The sequence below is a fragment of the Curtobacterium sp. PhB146 genome (genome assembly GCF_004342995.1).
Lineage (GTDB): Bacteria > Actinomycetota > Actinomycetes > Actinomycetales > Microbacteriaceae > Curtobacterium.
Window position 1 is genome coordinate 1 of sequence record NZ_SMBN01000008.1, and the last position, 21,669, is coordinate 21,669.

A 21,669-nucleotide genomic window follows, 5' to 3' on the forward strand; every position below is an offset into this window, starting at 1 on the left:
ACGCACTCCCCCGCTCGACACCCGAAGATGCTCCGCCAGAGAGGCTGGTGAATCCGCTGCCCGGGGAAGAACCGTGGCGGACAAGATCCCCGGGTGAACCCAGTGACCGTCTCAGCCGTTCCGTTCTCCGCCGCCGTGGCAACGAGAGGTAACACTACACAGGCTCCGGGGGCCTCGCCAACCGTGGTTCCTCCCGGGCGTGTCGGCCTGGGAGTGCCCGTCGGCGGCGGGGCTACTCCGCTGCAGCGAGCTGCCCGCAGGCCCCGTCGATCTCCTTGCCGCGGGTGTCGCGCAGGGTCGTCGGGATGCCCGCGGCGTTGAGCCGGCGGACGAACTCGTCCTGCACGTGCACCTCGGACGAGGTCCACACGGAGCCCGGCGTCGGGTTGAGCGGGATCGGGTTGACGTGCACCCAGCCCTTGCCGCGCTTGTTGAGCTTCTCGGCGAGCAGGTCGGCACGCCAGGCGTGGTCGTTCATGTCCTTGATGAGCGCGTACTCGATCGAGACACGGCGGCCCGTCTTGACGTAGTAGTTGTGCGCGGCGTCGATCGCCTCGTCGGCCTTCCAGCGCGAGTTCACCGGGATGAGCTCGTCGCGGAGCTCGTCATCAGGGGCGTGCAGCGACAGCGCGAAGGTCACCGGGATGTTCTCGTCCGCCAGCTTGAGGATCGCGGGGACCAGCCCGACCGTCGAGATCGTGATGCCACGGGCACTCATCCCGAGGCCGTTCGGCTGCGGCGCGACCATCAGCCGCACGGCGTCCATCACCCGCTTGTAGTTGGCGAGCGGCTCCCCCATGCCCATGAACACGATGTTCGTCACGCGCTCGGCGTCGACGCGGTCCTTGCCGCCCTTGCGGGGATCGCCCCCAAGCTCCCCCGCGGCGATGGCCGCGTTGGCCCGGACGATCTGCTCGATGATCTCGGCGGTGGACATGTTGCGGGTCAGCCCCGCCTGGCCGGTGGCGCAGAACGGGCAGTTCATGCCGCACCCGGCCTGCGACGAGACGCAGAGCGTGATGCGACCCGGGTACCGCATGAGCACCGACTCGACCAGGGCACCGTCGTGCAGCTTCCACAGGAACTTGATCGTGTCGCCGTTGTCCGTCGCCAGCCGCCGGGTCTCGGTCAGCAGGGGCGGCAGCATCCCGGCGACGAGCTGCTCGCGCTGGGCGGCAGGCAGGTCGGTCATCTTGTCCGGGTCGGACGTGTAGTGCGTGAAGTAGTGGGTCGCGAGCTGCTTCGCGCGGAAGCCCGGCAGCCCGAGTTCCTTGACGCGGGCCTCACGCTCCTCGGCCGTCAGGTCGGCCAGGTGCACGGGCGGCTTGCCGCGCTTCGGCGACGCGAACTGCAGCAGCGGACGGCCGTCGGTGTCGGTCGCCTGCTTCCAGCCCTCGGTGCGCGGGCGCACCTGCGGACGAGCAGACTGCTGCTGTTCGAACGGGGTACGGGTGTCGGAAGCCATCAGGCCAGGATACGGGAGGCCCGTGACACGTCGGTGCCGGACCCTCCGGTGGCCGGGATGGTCACCGTCGACGGCCCCGCCTGCGTCGGGTCAGCTGCCGGCGGGCAGCAGGCGCGCGAAGTGGTGCGCGGCTGAGTACATCGGCACGATGTCGACGACCTCGCCCGGGTGCGGTGCCTGCAGCACGAGCCCCTGGCCGAGGTACAGCCCGACGTGGTCCTCGTCGTCGTACACGACCATGTCGCCGGGCAGCGCCTCGGACTCGGGGATCGTCGTCGCCGCGGCGTCCTGCGTCGGGACGTAGTGCACGAGCGGGATGCCGACCGCCGCGTACGCGACCATCGTCAGGCCGGAGCAGTCGATGCCCTCGTGGCTCGCGCCACCCTCGACGTACGGGTCCCCCATGTACTGCAGGGCGGTCTCGACGATGGTGGCGCGGTCGCCGCCGGCGGACAGCGCCGCCGAAAGGGCCGACTGCGCCTGGGCCGTCGTCACCCCGAAGCGCAGGTCGAGCGTCGGGTAGGAGACGACCGTGGTCGTGGTGGTCATGCCGTCGGTCGTGACGACGGGGACCTTGACGTCGTGCGCCACGGTGAAGGTCTGCGCGGCCTGCGAGGTCGTCGTGCCCTGCTGCGTCTCGGCCGGGGTCGCCGCGTTCGCCGGCACGGCCAGGGTCAGGCTCGAGGTCACGGCGATCGCCGGTGCGAGCAGGATCGCGGCACGCTTGGCGTTCGCGGTGCGGCGGATGTGCCGCGGGTCGACGGCCCGCTCGGCACGCAGGACGGCCTTCCGGCTCAGGACGGCCGCACCGGCGCTCGAAGCGACTGGGAGCGGACGCGGCTGCATCCGGACGGTGCGGGTCGGCTTCGGGTGCTCCACGAACGTGGCCCGGGCAGCAGCGGGACCGAGGGCCGAGCGACGACCACGGGGACGGGACGGCTGCGGCTGCGGCTGCGGAGACGCCGGAGCGGGTTCCACCGCGGTGTGCGGGGTCCCTCGCGAGGGCTGTCGGTCTTCGGCTGCTGCAGGCAGGGCGTGGCGTCCCATGGGTCCTTCCGGGTCGGGACCGCTGGGCGATCCGGAAAGTAACGTATTGGTCACGGGGCGGATCGAGGCTGGGCAGTCCCGGAGTGTTCCTGCGGCTCGTCACAGGAACGGGCGGTCCTCGCAGGTCGCTCAGATGCGGCGGATCCGCACCCAGGGGCCTGAAGACCCGGCCTCAGACGGACGCGACCCGCATGACGGCGGCGATCCGGGCCTCCCGGTCGGACGACAGCCGGTCGAGGCGAGCCGCCAGCGCCACGACGGACGCGTCGACCGGGGCGTCCCCCGAGATGTCCCCCGGCACCGGGACGCCGGCGCGGACGGCGAGCGGCAGCACGCCGGCCCAGACGGCGTGGTCCTCACCGTCGTCCGCGGCCTCGCCGTTGCCCTGGAACCGGACCTTCACGCTCGCGCGGTCGAGGGGCAGCTGCAGGACCTGGGTGGCGCGGACCTCCTTCGGGGTCATCTCGCGGACCTCGTCGCGGCGGCCGGGCATGAGATGGTCGGAGACCTGCCAGAGCGCCTCGGTGCGGAGTTCGGGCGGCACCACCGTCGCGGTGCCCGCGATCATCGCACTGCGGTAGTTCGCGGAGCTGTCGAAGGTCGAACGGGCGAACACGAGCCCGTCCAGGTGCGTGACCGTCGCTGCGACCTGCACGCCGGCGGCCCCTGCTTCGAGGAAGAGGCCGCCGCCGGTCGAGCCGTGCAGCAGCAGGACCGGGCCGGCGCCGAGGTCGCCGACGCCGCACAGGAAGGGCAGCACGATCGGGTGGCCGCCGCGGACGAACCCGACGTGGGCGAGGTGGGCCTCGGCGAGGATCGCCCGGAGGACGGCGGGGTCGTCGGACTGGCGCTCGCGGATGCGGCGGACCCGCAGGTCGGGGCCGTCGGCGGGGTTGGGGGTGCTCATGCTGGCCACGCTAGGTTCGACAGTGGTCCAGTGCGTGGACCAGATCGAGGTGATCGTGGTGGACCAGTCCGGCAAGACCGCAGGGGTCGTCGCCCGCATCCGACGGATGGTCCACGACGGCACGCTGCGCGAGGGCGATCCGCTGCCCTCGACCCGGGCGTTGGCCGCCGAGCTCGGCGTCGCACGCGGAACGGTCGTCGCCGCGTACGACCAGCTCGACGGCGAGGGCTGGATCCGGACGCGGCACGGTGCGGTGGCGCGGGTCGTCGCGTCGGCCGGGGCGTTCAGCCGGGGCGGGGTGGGCGGCGCCGCCGTCGGGAACTCGCGGCCGGCGACCGACCGGGGCGCGGCAGCGTCGGCCTCAGCGGCGGCCGCGGCCGCCGCCCGGACCATCGACTGCCGCCCCGGGGTCCCCGCCGTCACCGCGATCGCGCAGCGGGACTGGCGCGCGGCCTGGCGGGCGGCGGCCGACGCCCCACTGCGGAACGCGGTCGCGGACCCCCTCGGCACGGTGGAGCTGCGCGCGCAGGTGGTGGCGCAGCTCGGCCTGAGTCGCGGATTCGCGCCGTCGGTCGACCGGGTGCTGCTGACCGCGGGGACCTCCGAGGCGTTGTCGCTCGTCACCGAGGCGCTCCGCGTGCACCTCGGTCGCGCACCCGTGTTCGCGGTCGAGGACCCGGGGTACCGGACCGGTCAGCGTGCGGTGCTCAGCGCGGGCGGGACCGTCGTCGGCATCCCGCTCGACGACGACGGGATGGACCTCGACGCCCTGACCGCCGCACCGCCGGTCGACGTCGTGCTCGTCACACCGACGCACCAGTACCCGCTCGGCTCGGTGATGCCGGTGGCGCGACGGCAGCGGCTGCTCGCCTGGGCTGCGGCGACGGGCACGCTCCTGGTCGAGGACGACTACGACTCGGAGTTCCGACACCGCGGCAGCCCCGTGCCCGCACTCGCAGCGCTCGACGCCGAGGGGGTGGTGCTGCACGTCGGCGGGTTCTCGAAGACGCTCGACCCGCGGCTGCGCTGCTCCTACGTCGTGCTGCCCGCGGCGGGTGGAGTGCCGGTCGGGGCAGGATCCGTGGCCGGGGTCGCCGACGCGGTGCTCACCGCCCGTCGTGCCCGCGGCGCGGTCGTCGCCGAGCCCGTGCAGATCGCGCTCGCGCACCTGCTCCGGACCGGCGCGCTCCGCCGGCACCTCGGCAGGGTCCGGCGCGACTACACGCACCGCCGCGCCCGGATCGCGGCCCGGCTCGACGGCGTCACCGGACTGGAGGCCCGTGCCCTGAACGGCGGACTGCACGCCGTGGTCGTGTGGTCGGGTCCGGCGACGGGGCGGGAGGTCGCGGCGCGGATGGCCGGTGCCGGCGTGCTCGTCTCGACGCTCGAGGAGTACGGGATGGCTCCGGGCAGCACGCCGGCCGGGATCGTGCTGGGGTACGGGGCGGTGACGGTGCCGGAGCTCGACCGGGCACTGGACGCACTGGTCGGGGCGGTCGGGGCGGTCGAGCGGGCCTGAACCACTTGAAAACCCTGTCGTGCTCGGTTTCGGCGATGTTTCGCGATCGTGAAGAAAAGTAACGCAACGATCATTTCACTGGCGCTGTTTGTTACTTCTCGAACATGATTCGTGAACGTTCGACGCAGCGACAGGAGACACGGTGACCACCACCCCCGAACAGCGCGAGGTCCTCGACCTCGTCGACACGCAGTTCGACGATGCGGTGCAGCTCGTCCGCGACCTGATCGACATCCCGAGCGTCGGTCCGTGGTTCGGCGACGACGCGGCCGTCAGCGGCGAGGGCGCCGTGCAGGCCTTCCTCCGTGAGCACCTCGAGGGCCTCGGCGCCGAGATCGACGAGTGGGAGCCGTCGGTCGACGAGCTCGCCGTCCACGCCGACGGCCCGGGCTACTTCGCCGACCGCGACTTCACCGGTCGTCCGAACATCGTCGGCCGCATCCGCTCGGCCGCCGACGGGTCCGACTCTCCCGCACTGATGTTCCTCGGCCACTGCGACGTCGTCCCCGGCGGGCCCGGTTGGACCGAGGGTCCGTTCACGAGTCTCCTCCGGGACGGACGGGTCATCGGTCGCGGCGCCTGCGACATGAAGGGCGGCATGGCTGCGGCCCTCGCTGCCATCCGCGCGGTGCGCTCGAGCGGTGTGCAGCTCGCCGGAGACCTGGCCTTCGGCTCCGTGACCGAGGAGGAGACCGGCGGGATGGGCACCCTCGCGTTGGTGCACCGCGGCCACCGCCCTGAGCTCGGCATCGTCATCCCGGAGCCGACGAGCCTGCAGGTTGCTCCGCTCTGCCGTGGCATCATCTGGGGCGAGATCACGATCCCCGGCAAGAGCGGGCACATCGAGATCGAGCAGCCGCACTGGCAGGACGGCGGAGCCGTCGACGCGATCGCGTACGGACGTCGGCTCCTCGAGGCCATCGACGCCCTGAACGCCCGCTGGCGCGAGCTGCCGGAGAAGAACCACCGGCACATGCCGCTCCCCTGCCAGGTCAACGTCGCCGAGATCGACGCCGGCACCTACCCGAGCGCGTACGCCGGTTCGTTCACCATCCGGTTCGACATCCAGTACCTGCCGGCCGAGCTCGACCAGCACGGCGGCGGGGGCCTCGTCCGTGCGCAGATCGAGGAGATGCTCCGCGCGTTCGCTGGCGACGACCCCTGGCTCACCGAGCACCCGCCGGTCGTCACGTGGCTCGTGGACGCCGACTGCGGCGAGACCGACGACACCCACCCGCTGGTCATCGCACCGCAGACCGCCCTCGGGGCCCTCGGCCTGGAGCCCGTCGTGCAGGGGGTCACCAGCCACACCGACATGGGGCTGCCGATCAAGGCCGGCGTCCCAACGATCACCTTCGGCCCCGGGCAGTTGAGCGTCGCGCACCAGCCCGACGAGTACCTGGACCTCGACGAGTTCCGTACCTGCATCGAGGCGATGGTGCTGATCATCCTCGACCTGTGCGGTGTCGCGTCGGCCGACGCGACGAGCGACCCGAGCACCGCGGTGGACGCACATGCATGACCTCGTGCCGCACCTCGCCGCGCGCGGCGTCTCCGACGTCACCGCGCTGCGGGACACCGGGTCCGAGACCGACCGCACCGTGCTCGTCGCAGCGGGGTCCGGACCCGTCGTCCTCAAGCTCTCCGAGAGCTCCCGGATGCAGGCGGCACTCCTCCAGGCCGTCGCCGCGAGTGCCCCGACACTGCCCGTGCCCCGCGTGCTGCACGACGAGCACGGCGTCGCGGTCACCCCGACCGACGACGGCGACCTGTTCGTGATGACCGCCGTGCCCGGTGTCCCGCTCGAGGACGTCGACGTCTGGCCCGCACTCGTCGACGACCTCGTCGACGTGCAGGCCGCGCTCGTGATCGCGTTGCACGACACCGACGCCGCGGCGGCGCACGTCCCCGCGGAGAACGACTGGTCGATCGAGACCGTCGCCCGCCACGAACCCCTCATCGACCAGGTGGCCGACGAGCGGCACCGTCCGGCCATGCACGCCGTGGTCGAGGTGTTCCGCGCCGAGCTCGCACCGGCACTCGCCGCCATGCCACGGCAGGTGCTGCACGCCGACGCGAACCTGTCGAACGTGCTCGTCGCCGACGGTGCTGTCAGCGGTGTCATCGACTTCGGCGACGCGATCGAGGCGCCCCGTGTGCTCGACGTGGCCGTCACCACCTGTTACCTCGCGATCGCGCTCGGTTCGTTCGAGCACCAGCTCGTCGATCGCTACACCGCGCGGATCACCGCTGCACTCGGGCTCTCCCCCGCCGAGGCAGCACTCGTCCTGCCGCTGGCTGCCTGCCGGCTCGTCCAGGCCGTCGTGCTCGCTCGCGACACCGCCCGTCACGAACCCGCCCGAGCCGACTACGTGCTGCGCTACGACCGCGCGGCCGTCGCACTGCTCGACCGGACCGGTGCGCTGCCGACTCCGTCCACCAACTCGACCTCGAAAGGCGCGTGACCACGTGCAGCAGATCGACATCCCCGCGGTGCCGGCCCCCGCGGCGAGCGCCGTCCGGACGGGCAGCGCCACGAACGCCGCCGTCGCGATGGTGAACCGGTTCGACCCCGCCGACGCCGCGTCCCTGCCCGACGGCGACCAGCAGCTCCTCGCCCGGCGCCGGGAGGTGCTCGGTGACATCTACCCACTCTTCTACGCACGACCCATCCACGTGGTCCGCGGTGAGGGCGCCCGGCTCTGGGACGCTGACGGCGCCGAGTACCTCGACGCGTACAACAACGTGCCGGCAGTCGGTCACGCGAACCCCCGGATCGCGACGGCCGTGTACCAACAGCTGATCCGGATGAACACGCACACGCGGTACCTGCAAGACGGGATCGTCGAGTTCGCGGAGCGGTTCCTGCAGACGTACCCGGAGCACCTGGACCGAGTGATCTTCTCGAACTCGGGTTCCGAGGCGAACGACCTCGCGATCACGATCGCACAGTGGCGGACCGGGAACCAGGGCCTCATCGTCACCGAGAACGCGTACCACGGTACGACGCAGCTGCTGGCGGGCGCCTCGCCGGAGAACGGCGCGACGATGCCGTTGCACCCCTGGGTGCGGACGGTCCCGGCGCCGGACACGCACCGCGACGGCGACCGCGCCGGCGAGCTGTTCGCGGCGGCGATCACCGAGGCCGCCGACGACCTCGACCGGCACGGCTTCGGACTCGCGGCGCTCCTCCTCGACTCGATCATGTCGACCGACGGGATCTTCCCCGGGGCTCCCGGGATGCTCGTGCCGGCGTACCGGGCGACGCACGCCGCCGGTGGGCTCGTCATTGCGGACGAGGTGCAGCCGGGCGTCGGCCGCACCGGGGACGCGATGTGGGGGTTCCAACGCCACACGCAGACGGAGCCGCCACGACCCGCGGGAGCCGAGCCGAGCCTCCAGTCCGGGACGACCGCCGGGCCGGGACCGGACGGCCACGTCGACATGGTGACCTGCGGCAAGCCGCTCGCCGGCGGACTGCCGATCGGCACCCTGGTGCTCGGGTCGGCGCTCAGCGACGGCTACGCCGAGGAGCACCGGTACTTCAACACGTTCGGCGGCAACCCCGCATCGATCGCGGCGGCCGCCGCTGTGCTCGACGAGGTGCAGGATCGCGGCCTCGTGGAGCACGCCCGCGAGGTCGGGGCGTACCTGATGCGCGGGATCGCCGAGCGGTCGGCATCGACCGGTTTGGTCGCGGACGTCCGCGGAGCTGGCCTGTTCATCGGCGTGGAGATGGCCGGGCCCGGTGCCGGTGAGCTCGCCGGCCGGGTCGTCAACGCGCTCCGTTCCCGGAACGTGCTCATCTCGGCGGTCGGCTCCGACGGGCGTGTCCTCAAGGTCCGTCCGCCGCTCGTCTTCACCCGCGAGGACGCCGACGCGTTCCTCGACGTCTACGACTCCGTGCTCTCCACGCTCCAGCAGGAAGGACCCCTCTCATGAGCGATGCACCCACACCCCGCGAGGTGCTCGGCATCTCCGGCGTCGGCAAGAACTTCGGCGCCGTCCGTGCCCTCCGCGACATCGACCTCAGCGTGCAGTCGGGCGAGATCGTCGCGTTGCTCGGCGACAACGGCGCCGGCAAGTCGACCCTGATGAACATCATCTGCGGGTCGAACACCCCCGACGAGGGCGAGATCCGCGTCAGCGGGCAGCCGATGTCCGGCCTCGCCGACGCCAAGCGCCTCGGTGTCGGCGTGGTCTACCAGGACCTCGCGCTCGCTCCGCACCTGTCCCTGACCGAGAACCTGTTCCTCGGCAACGAGCTCCGTCGCGGGCCGTGGCTCGACCGGAAGCGCATGCACGCCGCGGCCCGGGCCGCGATCGAGCAGCTCGGCATCTCGACGCTCCGCGACGTGCGGCTGCCGGTCGGTTCCCTCTCCGGCGGTCAGCGGCAGGTCCTCGCCGTCGCCCGCGCCATGAAGTGGGCATCCGACCTCATCCTGCTCGACGAGCCGACTGCCGCACTCGGCCCGAAGCAGGTCGGCATCGTGCTCGACTCGATCCGCGTCGCCGCGAGCCACGGCCTCGGCGTCATCCTCGTGTCGCACGACATCCCCAACGTCCTGAAGCTGGCCGACCGCATCGTGGTCCTCCGCCACGGCACGATCATCGCCGACCTGAAGCCCGAAGGACTCTCCGTGTCCGACGTCATGACCGTGATGGTCGGAGACGAGGTAGCAGCATGACCACCGCAGCCCCCAACGCCGGCGCAGCCCCCGACACGTCGATGCGTTCGGCGCCCGCTCTCAAGCACGGCGTCGCCCGCGTCTTCAGCAACCGTGCCGTCCAGATCATCGCAGTCGAGGTGGTGCTCATCGCGGTCTTCCAGGCGCTGTCCCCGAGTGGCGCCTTCCTCAGCGAGGCGAACATCCGCGGCATCCTGCTCACCGCGTCGCAGGTGCTCCTGCTGGCGGCGGGCCAGGCGGTCCTGATGTCCGCCGGCCAGATCGACATCTCCCAGGGCGCAGTCCTCATCCTGTCGTCGGTCGTGTCCGGACAGGTGATGATCGCGATGGGGACCTCGTCGCCGGTCGGCGTGGTGATCCTGGTCGGTCTGGTCGTCGCGATCCTCACCGGTGCGGTGCTCGGCACGGTGAATGCCCTGTTCGTCGGGGTGGTCGGCATCAACTCGCTCGTGACCACGCTCGGCATGCTCTCGCTCGCCACGGGCATCGCCCAGGTCGCCACGAAGGGCGTCAACCTGGTCGGCATCCCGGCCGAGCTGGCCGGTTCGTTCGGATCGGCCACGATCGGTGTCTTCCCCGTCCCCACGATCCTCGGACTCGTGATCCTCGCCGTGATCTGGGCGCTCTACCGGTACACCGCCTGGGGCACCCACACGCTCGCGATGGGTTCCAACTTCCTGGCGTCCCGCCGGGTCGGCATCAAGACCCTCACGAACACCATCGGCATCTTCGTCCTGTCCGCCGGTCTCGCCGGGCTCGCCGGGTTCATCGACCTGGCGCGCTACTCGACGACGAACATCTCCGGGCACACGAACGACTCGATGGCCGCGATCGCCGCAGCCCTGATCGGCGGGACCGCCCTGACCGGCGGCCGGATCAACTTCCTCGGCGTGATCGTCGGCGCGTTCCTGGCGATCATCCTGCAGTCCGGGCTCGTGATCATCAACCTCTCGCCCTTCTACCAGACCATCGCGATCGGAGCCATGCTCCTCGTCGCCGTCAGCTTGGACCGCAGCAGCCGCAACCGGCGGACGACCTAGCGGTCGTCCGGTCCAAGACCCACCGCTCCACCCCGTCCCACACCGAACCCAACCCGCTCCACGGCACCACCTCCTGTCCATCCCCTCCCTGTAGGAGACCCCCGTGTTCCGTTCCAAGACCACCACCTCCGTCCTCGCCGCCGCGTCGGCCGTCGGCATCGCCGTCGTCCTCGCCGGCTGCTCCACCGGCTCCACCGCCGCCGCAGACGACCCGTCGTCGTCCGGCGGGCAGAAGACCATCGCGATGGTGACCCCAGAGTCGACCGGCGAGTTCTACGGCACCATGTACTGCGGCGCCAAGGCCGCCGCGAAGAAGGAGGGCGTGACCCTGAAGATCCAGGGCACCCCGGAGACGACCACCGACGCCGAGATGCAGGTCCTGCAGTCGGTGCTCGCGACGAACCCGGACGGTCTGCTCCTGACCGTGTGGGACAACACCGCCTTCAACTCGACCCTGAAGTCGTACACCGACAGCGGCAAGCCGCTCGTGATGCCCGACTCGTTCCTGTCGAACAAGGAGTACGTGCAGTCCATCCGCACCGACAACTACCAGTCGTCGTACGACGCCGCGGTACAGGCGATCAAGGACTTCGACCTGACGTCCGGCAAGGTCGTCATCGTCACCGACTCCCCCGGCAACCAGGTGCAGTCCGACCGTGCGAAGGGCTTCAAGGACGCCATCCAGAAGGAGAGCAAGCTCTCCGCGCTCGACATCCAGTACGTCGGTGGCGACTCGGCGAAGGCCTCGCAGACCGTCTCGTCGCAGCTGTCCGCGAACTCGGACGTGAAGCTCGTGTTCTCGACGAACATCGGCGCCGGCACCGGTGCGGCGAACGCCATCTCGTCCTCGGGCAACGACGACATCGTGCACGTCGGCTACGACACCGCGTCGAACCAGGTCGCCTCGCTGAAGAAGGGCGAGTACGACGCCCTCGTCGCGCAGGACCCGTACACCGAGGGCTACGAGGCCACCGAGCTGATGGCGAAGCTCGTCAACGGCGACACGAAGGCCGAGGACGTCGAGAAGCAGACGGTGTACTCGCCGTGGAAGCTCGTCACGCAGGACAACGTGGACGACGACGACGTGAAGAAGTACCTCTACACGTCCGACTGCTCGGCGCTCTGACCCACCGGGGTGCGGGGCGGGTCCGCCCGCTCCGCACCCCCCACTTTCTTCCCCGGCACTGGAGGACACTCGATGCTCGACTCCGACATCGCCTCGCTGCGTGAGCGGCTCGAGCGCGGCGAGACCACGGCCCTCGCGCTGGCCCAGCACGCGCTCCGTCGGGTGGCCAGGATCGACCGAGACGGGCCACGACTCGGCGCGGTGCCCGTGCTCGACCCGCGACTGCTCGAACGGGCCGTCGCGAACGACGCACAGCGCACAGCTGCTGCGGCCGGCGCCCCCGAGGCCGTGCCCCTCGGACCGTTGCACGGCATCCCGTTCACGGTGAAGGACAGCTTCGCCGTCGCGGGTCTGACCGCCGCAGCCGGCTCCCCCGCCTTCGCGAACACCGTGGCGCGACGCGACGCCGTCGTCGTCGAGCGGCTGCTCGCCGCCGGAGCCCTGCTGGTCGGCAAGACGAACATGCCCCCGATGGCGATCGGCGGCGGCCAGGCAGGACTCTACGGCCGGACCCGCAGCCCGTACTCACCCGAGTGGCTCGCCGCCGCGTGGCACTCCGGCTCCTCGATCGGCAGCGGGGTGGCCGTCGCCGCGTCGCTGTGCGCGTTCGGACTCGGCGAGGAGACCGTCTCGTCCGGCCGCTCGCCCGCGTCGAACAACGCGCTCGTCGCCTACACACCGTCGTGGGGCGTCGTGCCGAGCGTCGGGAACTGGCCGCTCCACCCGTACCGCGACGTCGTGGTGCCGCACACCCGGACCGTGTCCGACCTGCGCGAGGTGCTCGCGGTGATCGCCGGTGCCGACGACCGCGACGTCTGGCAACAGCAGGACACGGTGGACGTGTCGGCGGCCGAGACCGTCGCCGCGCGGTTCCGTGCGAAACGACCGGGTGCCGATCCGACGCCGCTCGACGGACTCGTGGTCGGCGTCCCCACCCTGTACGTGCCGAGCGAGGACGCCGACTCCTCCGCGACCGCCGCCACGCCCTCGATCCCGCTCCGCCCGAGCATCCGCGACCGGTGGGACGCCCTCGAGCACGAACTCGTCACCGCCGGCGCGCGCGTCGTCCGGGTCCGGTTCCCACTGGTCGAGTCGTACGAGGGCCGAGGCACCGCAGCCTCGCTCGAGGAGACCGGCCACCTCGCGCCGGAATGGACCGCCTTCGAGCTCCGCGAACTCATGACGGTCTCGTGGCAGCGCTTCCTCGACGACCACGCCACCGAACCCGTCTCCCTGTCCGACCTGACGCCCGGCGCGATCCGTCCCGACCCGCCGTACGCCCTCGACGCGGTCGAGAACGGCCGGGTCCACCCGGGCCGCGACGTGTTCGACTTCACCGCGATCACCCGTGACGCACCCCTGTCCGACGAGCAGGTCTCCGCGGTCGCCGGACCCGCGATCGCCGGCCTCGACCGCGCACGCCGCGAACTCTTCGAGGACTGGCTCCGCCGCGAGGGCCTCGACGTCGTCGCGTTCCCCGCGAACTCGGACATCGGCCCGCACGACGCCGACGTCGACCCTGAGTCGGCCCGCGCCGCGTGGGCGGACGGTGCGGTGTTCTCCACGACGAACCACGTCCTCCGCCGCGTCGGGATCCCGAGCGTCACCATCCCGATGGGCACCATGGCCGACACCGGCATGCCGGTCGGCGCCACCATCTGCGGTCCGGCCTTCTCGGACGCCCACCTGGTCGACGTGGCCGATGCCCTGGAGGCCCGGCTCGCCCCCCGCACACGCCCGCGCCTGCCCGACGTGGCGGCGCTGGGCGCGGTGCGCTCCGCCGGTGCCGGTCCGACCACCGTGCAGGGTCCGATCACCGCGCACCTGCGCGGCACCGCCACGGTCGCCGACGACGGCGGCGTCCTGGTCGAGGTGCACGCGTCGGTCGACGGTGGCCACGGCCTGACGTCCGCGTGGATCGAGGTCGGGTCGATGTCGGTCGGTGTCCCCACGTCCGGCACCACCGCCGCACGGTTCCACCTCGGTCCCGAGGCCCGCCGGACCCACCACGCGACCCGCGTGCTCGCCCTGCTGACCGTCATCGGCCCGGACGGCCTCGTCGCCGCCGCCGACGTCCTCGACCTCCCCTTCCGACGCCCCGCCCCCGGACTCCGTCCCACCTCACCGATCAGGAGCACCCCGTGACCACCATCCCCGCCACCGGTCAGACCGCCACCACCACCCCGCTGCACTGGCGGACGGCGACTGACCTCCGTGACCAGATCGCTGCTGGTTCGCTCACCGCCGTCGAGGTGATGACGGCGTTCTACGACCGCATCGACGCCACGAACGACGCCGTGAACGTGATCGTCCACCGACTGCCACGCGACGAGGCCGTCGCCCTCGCCGCCACGGCCGACGACCTCCGCGCCTCGGGGGCCGCCCTCGGTCCGCTGCACGGTCTGCCGATCGCCATCAAGGACCTGGTCGACGTCGCCGGCATGCCGACCTCGCGCGGGTCGCGTGCGTTCGCCGACCGCGGCCCGATGCCGACCGACGCCCCGCACGTCGCGAAGCTCCGCGCTGCGGGAGCGCTCGTCATCGGCAAGACGAACTCGCCCGAGTTCGGCGTCGGCACCGTCACCTGGAACGACGTGTTCGGCATCACCAGGAACCCGTTCGACCTGTCCCGGCACGCGGGCGGATCGACCGGCGGTGTCGCAGCCGTCGCCGCCGGCATGCTGCCCTTCGCCGACGGCTCGGACTCCGGCGGGAGCCTGCGGTACCCAGTTTCGTTCTGCAACGCCGTCGGTCTCCGGACCACGCCGGGGCTCGTCCCGGCGGCCCAGGGCGCAACGTCATGGGAACCACACTCGGTGAACGGGCCGGTCGGCCGCAACTGCCGTGACGTCGCGCTCCTGCTGACCGGCATGTCCGGCAGCGACCAGCTCGCACCGCTCTCGGCCGGTCGGTCCGTCGCCGCCGAGCTCGGTGCTCCGGCATCGGCACCGATCCGGCTCGCGTGGAGCACCGACCTGGGCGGGCTGCCGATCTCCGCCGAGGTCCGCGCCGCGCACGCCGCCACACGTGCAGTCCTCGAGGCCGACGGCGTCGAGGTCGTCGACGTCGAGATCGACACCGACGGCCTCGACGAGACCTGGCAGACCATCGAGCTGTTCGGCTGGTTCGCACTGCTCGGCACCGACCCGATCGAGCACCCCGACGCGTACCGCGCCGACTTCGTCCGGAACGTCACCGAGGCTTCGGGCTACCCGTCCGGGCAGATCGTCGCCGCCCTCGACCGTCGCTACCGTGCGTACACCGAGATGGCGTCTCTGCTCGAGGACTTCGACGCCTTCGTCGTCCCGGGTGCTCCCGTCGTCGCGCCGGACGCCGACGAGAAGTGGGTCACCGAGGTCGACGGAGTGTCGTTCGACCGCTACTTCCTGTGGCAGCGCCTCGCCTGCCGACTCGTACCGTCTGCGCACCCGGTGCTCGCGATGGCGGCCGGGTTCGGCACCGACTCCGGCCTGCCCGTGGGGGTGCAGGTGGTCGGTCGGTACGGCGCCGACGATGAGCTGCTGGCGCTCGGCGACCGTCTCGAGCGCATCCTCGGCGTGTCCGACGTGCACCCCGAGCTCGGCTGATGGCTGCCGCTACAGTGATCCGCGACGAAGGGGTGGAACGACGTGGGTGACAAGCGCGACCAGCGGCTGCTGCGCATCGTCGAGATGCTGGAGGAGGGCGGCAAGGTCGAGACGGCCACGCTCAGCCAGCAACTCGGCGTCACCGAGCTCACCATCCGCCGCGACATCGACCACCTCGACACCCAGGGCATCGCACGCCGCGTGTACGGCGGAGCGGTGCTCGCCGCCGGCCGGAGTTTCGAACCACCGTTCAGCCTGCGGGTCCGGACGAACGTCGCCGAGAAGCAGGCGATGGCCCGTGCGGTCGTCGACCTCATCCCCCGCAAGGCGAACGTCGCGATGGACTTCGGGACCAAGGCGTACCACGTGGCGATGGAGATGCGGGGCCGGCACCTCCAGGCGCTCGTCGCACCGACCAGCGTGCAGGTGATGGAGGTGCTCGGGCAGGAAGAGGACATCCACCTCCTCGTGCCCGGCGGCGAACTGAAGCCCGGCGAGCTGAGCCTGCACGGTTCGGCGACCGAGCAGTTCTTCCGCGCACACCGTTGGGACGTGGCCGTCGTGAGCGTTGCCGGCATCAGCGCCGAGAGCGACTCGGTCACGGACTTCGACGAGACCGACGCCCGGCTCAAGGCCACCATGATGGCGAGTGCCGATCACGTCATCGTGCTCTGTGAGGAGCGCCACCTCGGGCAGGTCTCGTTCGCGCCCGTGGCTCCCCTCGACGGCGTCACGACGGTGGTCACCGACGCCGTCGGCCCGAACGAGACCGCGGACGCCCTCGAGTCCCGGGGCATCCAGGTCATCCGTGCGGTGGAGACGCACCGTGTCGACTGACGTCGTCGACCTCACCCGCCGCCTCGTCCGCATCCCCTCGGTCTCCGGTTCGCCCGGCGAGTCCGCCGTGCTCGACCTGCTCGTCGACCTGTTCGACGAACGGTACGCAGTACGGACACTGGCGGGACCGGACGGGTCGCTGCGTGCGGTCGCCGTCGTGCCCGCGGTCCCCATGGGGCCGCTCCTGGTGTTCACCGGCCACGTCGACGTGGTCCCGACCGGCGACGGGTCACTGTGGGCGCACCCACCGTTCGCCGGCGCCCTCGTCGACGGCCGTGTCTGGGGACGCGGCACCACCGACATGAAGGGCGGCGTCGCCGCGATCGTGGCGGCGCTCGACGTCGCCCCCGCCCGCAGCGCCGTGGCCGCACTGTTCACGGTCGAGGAGGAGACGGGCAGCCGAGGCGCCGCAGAAGCGGCGACCCTGCTCGACGGGCTGGAGGCGCGCCTCCTGGTCGTCGCGGAACCCACCGACGGACGCGTGGTGCGGGGTCACCGCGGGGTCACCTGGTTGCGCGTCGTCGCCGACGGCGTCGCCGCGCACGGCAGCGCACCGCACCTGGGACGCAACGCGATCGGCGGCCTGACCAGGGTGCTCGACCGCGCAGCTGCCGAGGGCACCGGTTGGGACACGCTCAACGTCGGCAGGATCGGCGGCGGTACCGCCGTCAACGTCGTACCGGACCGGGCGTGGGCACAGGTCGATCTCCGCACCGCCGACCCGCTCGCAGACCCCGCTGCGTGGTGGCGAGAGCAACCCGACCTGGCCGCCGTCGAGTCCGAGCTCTCGCTTCCGGCCGTGCTGCTCGACCCGGACGACCCCGAGATCGCCCGGCTCGGCATCGAACCCGACGACCGTGTCGTCGGCTACTTCACCGACGCCGCCGTCCTGACCGGCGCGCTCGGCTGCGACCGCGTGGTGCTGCTCGGCCCCGGCCAGACGGACCTCGCGCACAAGCGCGACGAATCCGTCTCGGTCGACGCCCTGCACCGCGCCGTCGCCGACTACTCCGACCTGATCACCCGATGGGACCACCGATGACCGCCACCACCGCTGCTGCTGCTGCTCCGACCTCCGGCGCCACGGGAACCGCGACCGCTGCCGTCGAGCACGCGCTCGCCCGCCTCGCCGAGGTCGACCAGCCCGAGATCTGGATCGTGCTCCGCACCGCGGACGCGCTCCGGGAACTCGCCGCCGGCATCGACGCCCGGGTCGCCGGCGGTGCGGAGCTGCCGCTCGCCGGCTGGACCGTCGCCGTCAAGGACAACATCGACGTCGCCGGGCTCCCGACCACCGCCGGGTCCCCCGACGTCCTGTACACCCCCGAGGCCAGCGCGCCCACGGTCGCCCGGCTCGAGGCCGCCGGTGCCGTCGTCGTCGGCAAGACGAACCTCGACCAGTTCGCCACCGGGCTCGTCGGCGCTCGTTCGCCCCACGGCGTCCCGCACGCGGCCGGTGACGCGAGCCGGGTGTCCGGCGGGTCGAGCGCCGGGTCCGGACTCGCGGTCGCGCACGGCATCGTCGACGTCGCGCTCGGCACCGACACCGCCGGGTCCGGACGGGTGCCGGCGGCGTTCAACCACATCGTCGGCATCAAGCCGACGCTCGGGCTGTTCCCCGCCGACGGCGTCGTCCCCGCATCGCCGAGCTACGACACCGTGTCGGTGTTCGCAGCCGACCTCGCCACCGCGGTCGTCGCCGCCGACGTGCTCGCTGGCCCGGGATCGCCGCGGGCCTGGCCCGCCGATGCGCCGCTGGCTGCGCGGACCGGAACGGTGCCGCGCGTCGGTGTCGCTCGCGCTGCGGACCTCGCGCCGATGTCGTCGTCCTGGCGTGCGGCGTACGAGGCCTCGGTCGCCGCCGTCCGTGCCTCCGGCGCCGAACTCGTCGAACTCGACGTCTCCCCGCTCGTCGACGTCGCCGTGCTGTTGTACGGCGGCGCCCTGCTCGCCGAGCGCGCCCAGGCGTTCGGCGGACGGCTGGCCGACCTCGGTGATCGTGCTGACCCCACGGTCGCCCGGATCGTGCTGCCCGCGCGGGAGTTCGCCGCCGTCGACCTGGTCCGCGACCAGCAGACGCTCGCGGCCGTCCGCGCGACGACGGAGGCACTGTGGTCCGACGTCGATGCCCTGCTCCTGCCCACCGCGCCGGGCCACCCCACCCTCGCCGAGCTCGCAGCCGACCCCGTCGGCGTGAACGCCTGGGTCGGGACCTACACGAACTTCGTGAACCTGCTCGACCTCAGCGCCCTCGCCGTACCCGCCGTGGGCTCCACGCGTGAGGTCCCCGTCGGCGTGAGCCTGATCGGCCCGGCGTTCGCCGACCTCGCGCTCGTCGACCTCGCCGTGCGCACCGGCCTCGCCGCCGACGCCGGGCCGGTGGACGCGTTCTGGGGCGCCGACCACGTCGACCTCGTCGTGTTCGGCGCGCACCGGACCGGGCAGCCCCTGCACCACGAGGTCACTCGCTGCGGTGCCCGGTTGCTCGGCACGGTGTCGACGGCCCCGGCCTACCGGATGGCAAGGCTCCCGACGGTTCCGCCGAAGCCCGGTGTCTGGCGGTCGGACGCCGACGGCGCCGCGATCGTCGGCGAGCGGTGGGCGTTCCCCCGCGCGGGGTTCGCCGACTTCGTCTCCGGGCTGGCCGCGCCGATGGCGATCGGTGTCGTCGAGCTCGCCGACGGGACGAGCGTCCTCGGCTTCCTCTGCGAGCCGCGAGCACTCGACGGGGCCGAGGACGTCACGGTGCACGGCGACTGGGCGGCCGTCCCCCGCTGACGCGCGACCGCTTGACGGTCAGAGCAGCCCGGGTGCGGCCGTTCGTCGGGGGCGGGGCATCGTCTCGACGATCGAGCGGGCGAGCGGCACCGTCCACGCGATGTTCCGGGCGATCCCGGGGTCCGGCAGGTCCTCCGGCTGGTGCAGACGGTGCAGGTCGTTGAACGTGAGGAACACCGACGGGATGCCGGCGGCGTGGAACGACGCGTCGTCGGTACCGCGTGTCGGCGGGAAACGGTCGACGGTGGTGAGCGTCCGCGCGGTCGCCGCGGCGTGCGCCCGCACCGCGTCGCGGACGGCGAACCCGAACCGCTCCGGACCGACGAAGGTCTCGAGGAGGTCGCCCCGACCGAGGCCGTCGATGTTCAGCACGAAGTCGATGGCGTCGCGGTCGGCATCGGTGAGCTGCTCGACGTGGTGTCGGGATCCGAGCAGGTGCCACTCCTCGGCGGTGAACCACACGATGCGGACCGGGCGGGTCGGCGGTTCGGACACCCAGATCCGGGCGAGTTCGAGCAGCGCGATCGACCCGCTGCCGTTGTCGTACGCGCCGAGGGTGTTGTAGAAGCTGTCCAGGTGCCCGCAGGCGACGACCGTGCCGGCCTGCACCGGACCCGAGCCCGGGACCTCGACGATCAGGTTGTCCGACACCGACCGTTCGCGGGGCTCGGAGTCGAGCTCCACCTCGATCCGCACGTCGTCGTGGTCTGCGACCCACTCGGCGAGCTGCAAGCCGTCGAGGTGGCCGACCGCCAGGTGCGCGATGCGGTCGTCCGATCCGGCCGGCAGCGGCTGCGGGGCGGCAGGGCCGTCGTCGCGCGCGTGCACGACGGCGGCGATCCGACCGGCCTCGTCCCGCACCCCGAAGCGCTGCCACACGATCGAGTCTCCCCAGATGCCCTCCGGCCCGAGTACTTCGAGCCGACCGCGCACAACACCGTCGACGCTCGCGGCGCCGGTCCCGGCGCTCCACAGCATCGGCCACGCCGGCAGTACGCGGTCGACCGGTGCGGTCACTCGGACACGACGGACGGTGCCGGGGTGCCATCCGGGCAGCGACACCGGCTCGCGACGGACGCTGTGTCCCATCGCGACGAGTTCCGACTCCAGCCAGGCCGCGGCTGCGGCCATCGTCTCAGTACCGTGGAACCGCGGTCCGTGGGCGACGAGGGCCTTGAGCTGGGACAGGGCGTGGGCTTCGGTGGTCATGCGGTCCTCACGGGATGGTCGTCACGGGGTCGGGCAGCAGCGGGTAGACGGAGTCGTGGAAACCGTCCTCGGCGAGGAGTGTGTCCCGGAACCAGCCGATCACGGTGCGGTCGTCAATCGACTCTGGGAGGGCGTCGACCGAGGCTGCCAGCGCCCGGACTCCCTCGGTGAAGGGTGGTGCAGCGTGCAGGTCGATCCAGTCCCGGAGGTCCGAGAACCGCTCGACGGGCAGCGCGGAAGCCCGTCCGCACCACCCGGCGTACAGCGTCTCGGCGGCGAACATCGCGGTGACTGCGGCGGGCGCACCGTGCTCGGTGGTGAGCCGGAGGACGTGGGACGCGAGCACTTCGGATCGCGCGACGGCGTCGGCGAGTCGGTCCGGGCCTCCCGGCCAACGGACGCGCACCCGACGGAACCAGTCCAACTGCTCTCCGACCAGCCCGCCGACGGTGCGGGCGTGCGCCGCCGACTCCGGCCAGTCGGTCGACGACCACACGAGGTAGCCGGTGACGCGCGTCGCTGTGCGGACGAAGCGTTCCTCGATCGCGAGGTAGGCGGCGAAGGCGTCGTCGTCGATGGTCCCGTGAGTGGCCTCGCGGACGAAGCGCACCCCGGCGGAGCGGCCGAGGGCCGCGGCACAGGCCGCGAGGACCCGGTCGCTCCGGCGGGTCACCGCGCCGTCAGCCACCGCACGAGCCCGTCGAAGAGCGCCGGGTAGCCGGCCCAGGCCTCGCAGAACGCCGGCGGCGCCCAGTGTGGCGAGCAGTCGCTCGTGAAGACGGCGGTGCGCCCGGCACCTTCGGTGCGGACCGCGACGAGCGGGTCTCCGTCGATCGTGACGGGAACTGTCGCGTCGGCCTTCGCCACCAGGCGGTTGTAGCCGAGCAGCGCTGGCCACTCTCCCGTGACACCGGACAGCACGGCGTGCGTCGGGTCGTGCACGACCGCGACCGAGCCGGCCGGACGCTCGACACGGTCGTCGTGGGGTGCGACGTCGACGGGCAGCACGTCGGCGATCCGGGTACCGGCGTAGGCGCCGCGGGCCTGCCACCCGGAGAACGACAGGTACCCGCCGATCATCATGAGCGCGCCGCCACCGGTCACCCAGTCAGCGAGCGTGGCGATGCGGTCGGCTCCGGCGACCGACCGTTCGAAGACGCCGGGCGCGAGTTGCAGCGAGTTCGCGCCGATGTCGGAGAGCACCACGACGTCGTACTCAGCGAGCGCTTCCGGGGTCTCCGGGAAGTCGGTCGGCACGAGGTGGCCCGGCAGGTGGACGACGTCGTGGCCGGTGTCGGTGAGTGCGGTCCGGAGCTGCGTGACGCCCTCGGCGTAGGAGTGGACGGTGAACTCGTCGACGCCCTTCGCGTGGGTCGTGGTGGTGATCCAGCTCTCGCCGGCGATGAGGATGCGGGCCATGGGAATGTCCTGTGGTTCGGGGGCGGTCGGAGGTCCGGATGGACTTG

General features: G+C 72.1%; 18 protein-coding genes. 12 read left to right on the forward strand and 6 right to left on the reverse strand.

What is annotated here, in order from left to right; all coding sequences use genetic code 11:
- Positions 1–232 precede the first annotated feature (232 nt).
- From rlmN to EDF33_RS18540, 3 genes are all read right to left on the reverse strand, one after another.
- Positions 233–1,465, reverse strand: coding sequence for a 23S rRNA (adenine(2503)-C(2))-methyltransferase RlmN (gene rlmN, locus EDF33_RS18530; RefSeq protein ID WP_111086542.1), 1,233 nt, complete (start codon positions 1,463–1,465; stop codon positions 233–235).
- A gap of 90 nt (positions 1,466–1,555) precedes the next feature.
- Positions 1,556–2,344 carry a C40 family peptidase gene (locus EDF33_RS18535; protein ID WP_132100794.1) on the reverse strand — a complete coding sequence of 263 codons (789 nt, stop codon included), beginning with the start codon at positions 2,342–2,344 and terminating at the stop codon, positions 1,556–1,558.
- A gap of 340 nt (positions 2,345–2,684) precedes the next feature.
- On the reverse strand, positions 2,685–3,419 hold the full coding sequence (locus EDF33_RS18540; RefSeq protein WP_132100795.1) for a pyridoxamine 5'-phosphate oxidase family protein: 735 nt from the start codon (positions 3,417–3,419) through the stop codon (positions 2,685–2,687).
- A gap of 34 nt (positions 3,420–3,453) precedes the next feature.
- Between EDF33_RS18540 and EDF33_RS18545 the strand changes: the two genes are divergently transcribed.
- From EDF33_RS18545 to atzF, 12 genes are all read left to right on the forward strand, one after another.
- Positions 3,454–4,938, forward strand: a complete 1,485-nt coding sequence (locus EDF33_RS18545) for a PLP-dependent aminotransferase family protein (protein WP_165918880.1) — start codon at positions 3,454–3,456, stop codon at positions 4,936–4,938.
- A gap of 142 nt (positions 4,939–5,080) precedes the next feature.
- Complete coding sequence (locus EDF33_RS18550; RefSeq protein ID WP_132100797.1) at positions 5,081–6,460, forward strand: ArgE/DapE family deacylase; 1,380 nt, start codon at positions 5,081–5,083, stop codon at positions 6,458–6,460.
- Positions 6,453–7,403, forward strand: coding sequence for a phosphotransferase (locus EDF33_RS18555; protein WP_132100798.1), 951 nt, complete (start codon positions 6,453–6,455; stop codon positions 7,401–7,403). Before EDF33_RS18550 ends, EDF33_RS18555 begins: the two co-directional genes overlap by 8 nt.
- A gap of 4 nt (positions 7,404–7,407) precedes the next feature.
- Positions 7,408–8,880, forward strand: a complete 1,473-nt coding sequence (locus EDF33_RS18560) for an aminotransferase class III-fold pyridoxal phosphate-dependent enzyme (RefSeq protein WP_243692499.1) — start codon at positions 7,408–7,410, stop codon at positions 8,878–8,880.
- Positions 8,877–9,626: an ATP-binding cassette domain-containing protein gene (locus EDF33_RS18565; RefSeq protein ID WP_132100799.1), complete on the forward strand. Its 750-nt coding sequence runs from the start codon at positions 8,877–8,879 to the stop codon at positions 9,624–9,626. The genes EDF33_RS18560 and EDF33_RS18565 overlap by 4 nt, the downstream gene beginning before the upstream one ends.
- A complete protein-coding gene (locus EDF33_RS18570) occupies positions 9,623–10,666 on the forward strand; it encodes an ABC transporter permease (protein WP_132100800.1) in 1,044 nt (347 codons plus the stop codon). Before EDF33_RS18565 ends, EDF33_RS18570 begins: the two co-directional genes overlap by 4 nt.
- Positions 10,667–10,769: 103 nt before the next feature.
- Positions 10,770–11,792 (forward strand): substrate-binding domain-containing protein, encoded by a 1,023-nt coding sequence (locus EDF33_RS18575; RefSeq protein ID WP_132100801.1) that lies wholly within the window; start codon positions 10,770–10,772, stop codon positions 11,790–11,792.
- Positions 11,793–11,864: 72 nt separating this feature from the next.
- Positions 11,865–13,937, forward strand: a complete 2,073-nt coding sequence (locus EDF33_RS18580; protein WP_132100802.1) for an amidase family protein — start codon at positions 11,865–11,867, stop codon at positions 13,935–13,937.
- On the forward strand, positions 13,934–15,379 hold the full coding sequence (locus tag EDF33_RS18585) for an amidase family protein (RefSeq protein WP_132100803.1): 1,446 nt from the start codon (positions 13,934–13,936) through the stop codon (positions 15,377–15,379). Before EDF33_RS18580 ends, EDF33_RS18585 begins: the two co-directional genes overlap by 4 nt.
- A gap of 42 nt (positions 15,380–15,421) precedes the next feature.
- Positions 15,422–16,216 carry a DeoR/GlpR family DNA-binding transcription regulator gene (locus tag EDF33_RS18590; protein WP_132100804.1) on the forward strand — a complete coding sequence of 265 codons (795 nt, stop codon included), beginning with the start codon at positions 15,422–15,424 and terminating at the stop codon, positions 16,214–16,216.
- Positions 16,206–17,258 (forward strand): M20/M25/M40 family metallo-hydrolase, encoded by a 1,053-nt coding sequence (locus tag EDF33_RS18595; RefSeq protein WP_132100805.1) that lies wholly within the window; start codon positions 16,206–16,208, stop codon positions 17,256–17,258. The genes EDF33_RS18590 and EDF33_RS18595 overlap by 11 nt, the downstream gene beginning before the upstream one ends.
- Positions 17,255–18,994, forward strand: a complete 1,740-nt coding sequence (atzF, locus tag EDF33_RS18600) for an allophanate hydrolase (protein ID WP_132100806.1) — start codon at positions 17,255–17,257, stop codon at positions 18,992–18,994. Before EDF33_RS18595 ends, atzF begins: the two co-directional genes overlap by 4 nt.
- A gap of 18 nt (positions 18,995–19,012) precedes the next feature.
- Here atzF and EDF33_RS18605 read toward each other — a convergent pair whose 3' ends face one another.
- From EDF33_RS18605 to EDF33_RS18615, 3 genes are read right to left on the reverse strand one after another with little or no spacing between them, the layout of a single operon-like run.
- Positions 19,013–20,203, reverse strand: a complete 1,191-nt coding sequence (locus tag EDF33_RS18605) for a M20/M25/M40 family metallo-hydrolase (protein ID WP_132100807.1) — start codon at positions 20,201–20,203, stop codon at positions 19,013–19,015.
- A 7-nt stretch (positions 20,204–20,210) separates the two neighbouring features.
- Positions 20,211–20,891, reverse strand: coding sequence for a TenA family protein (locus tag EDF33_RS18610; protein WP_132100808.1), 681 nt, complete (start codon positions 20,889–20,891; stop codon positions 20,211–20,213).
- Positions 20,873–21,622, reverse strand: a complete 750-nt coding sequence (locus EDF33_RS18615; RefSeq protein WP_132100809.1) for a glutamine amidotransferase — start codon at positions 21,620–21,622, stop codon at positions 20,873–20,875. Before EDF33_RS18615 ends, EDF33_RS18610 begins: the two co-directional genes overlap by 19 nt.
- Positions 21,623–21,669: the final 47 nt, after the last annotated feature.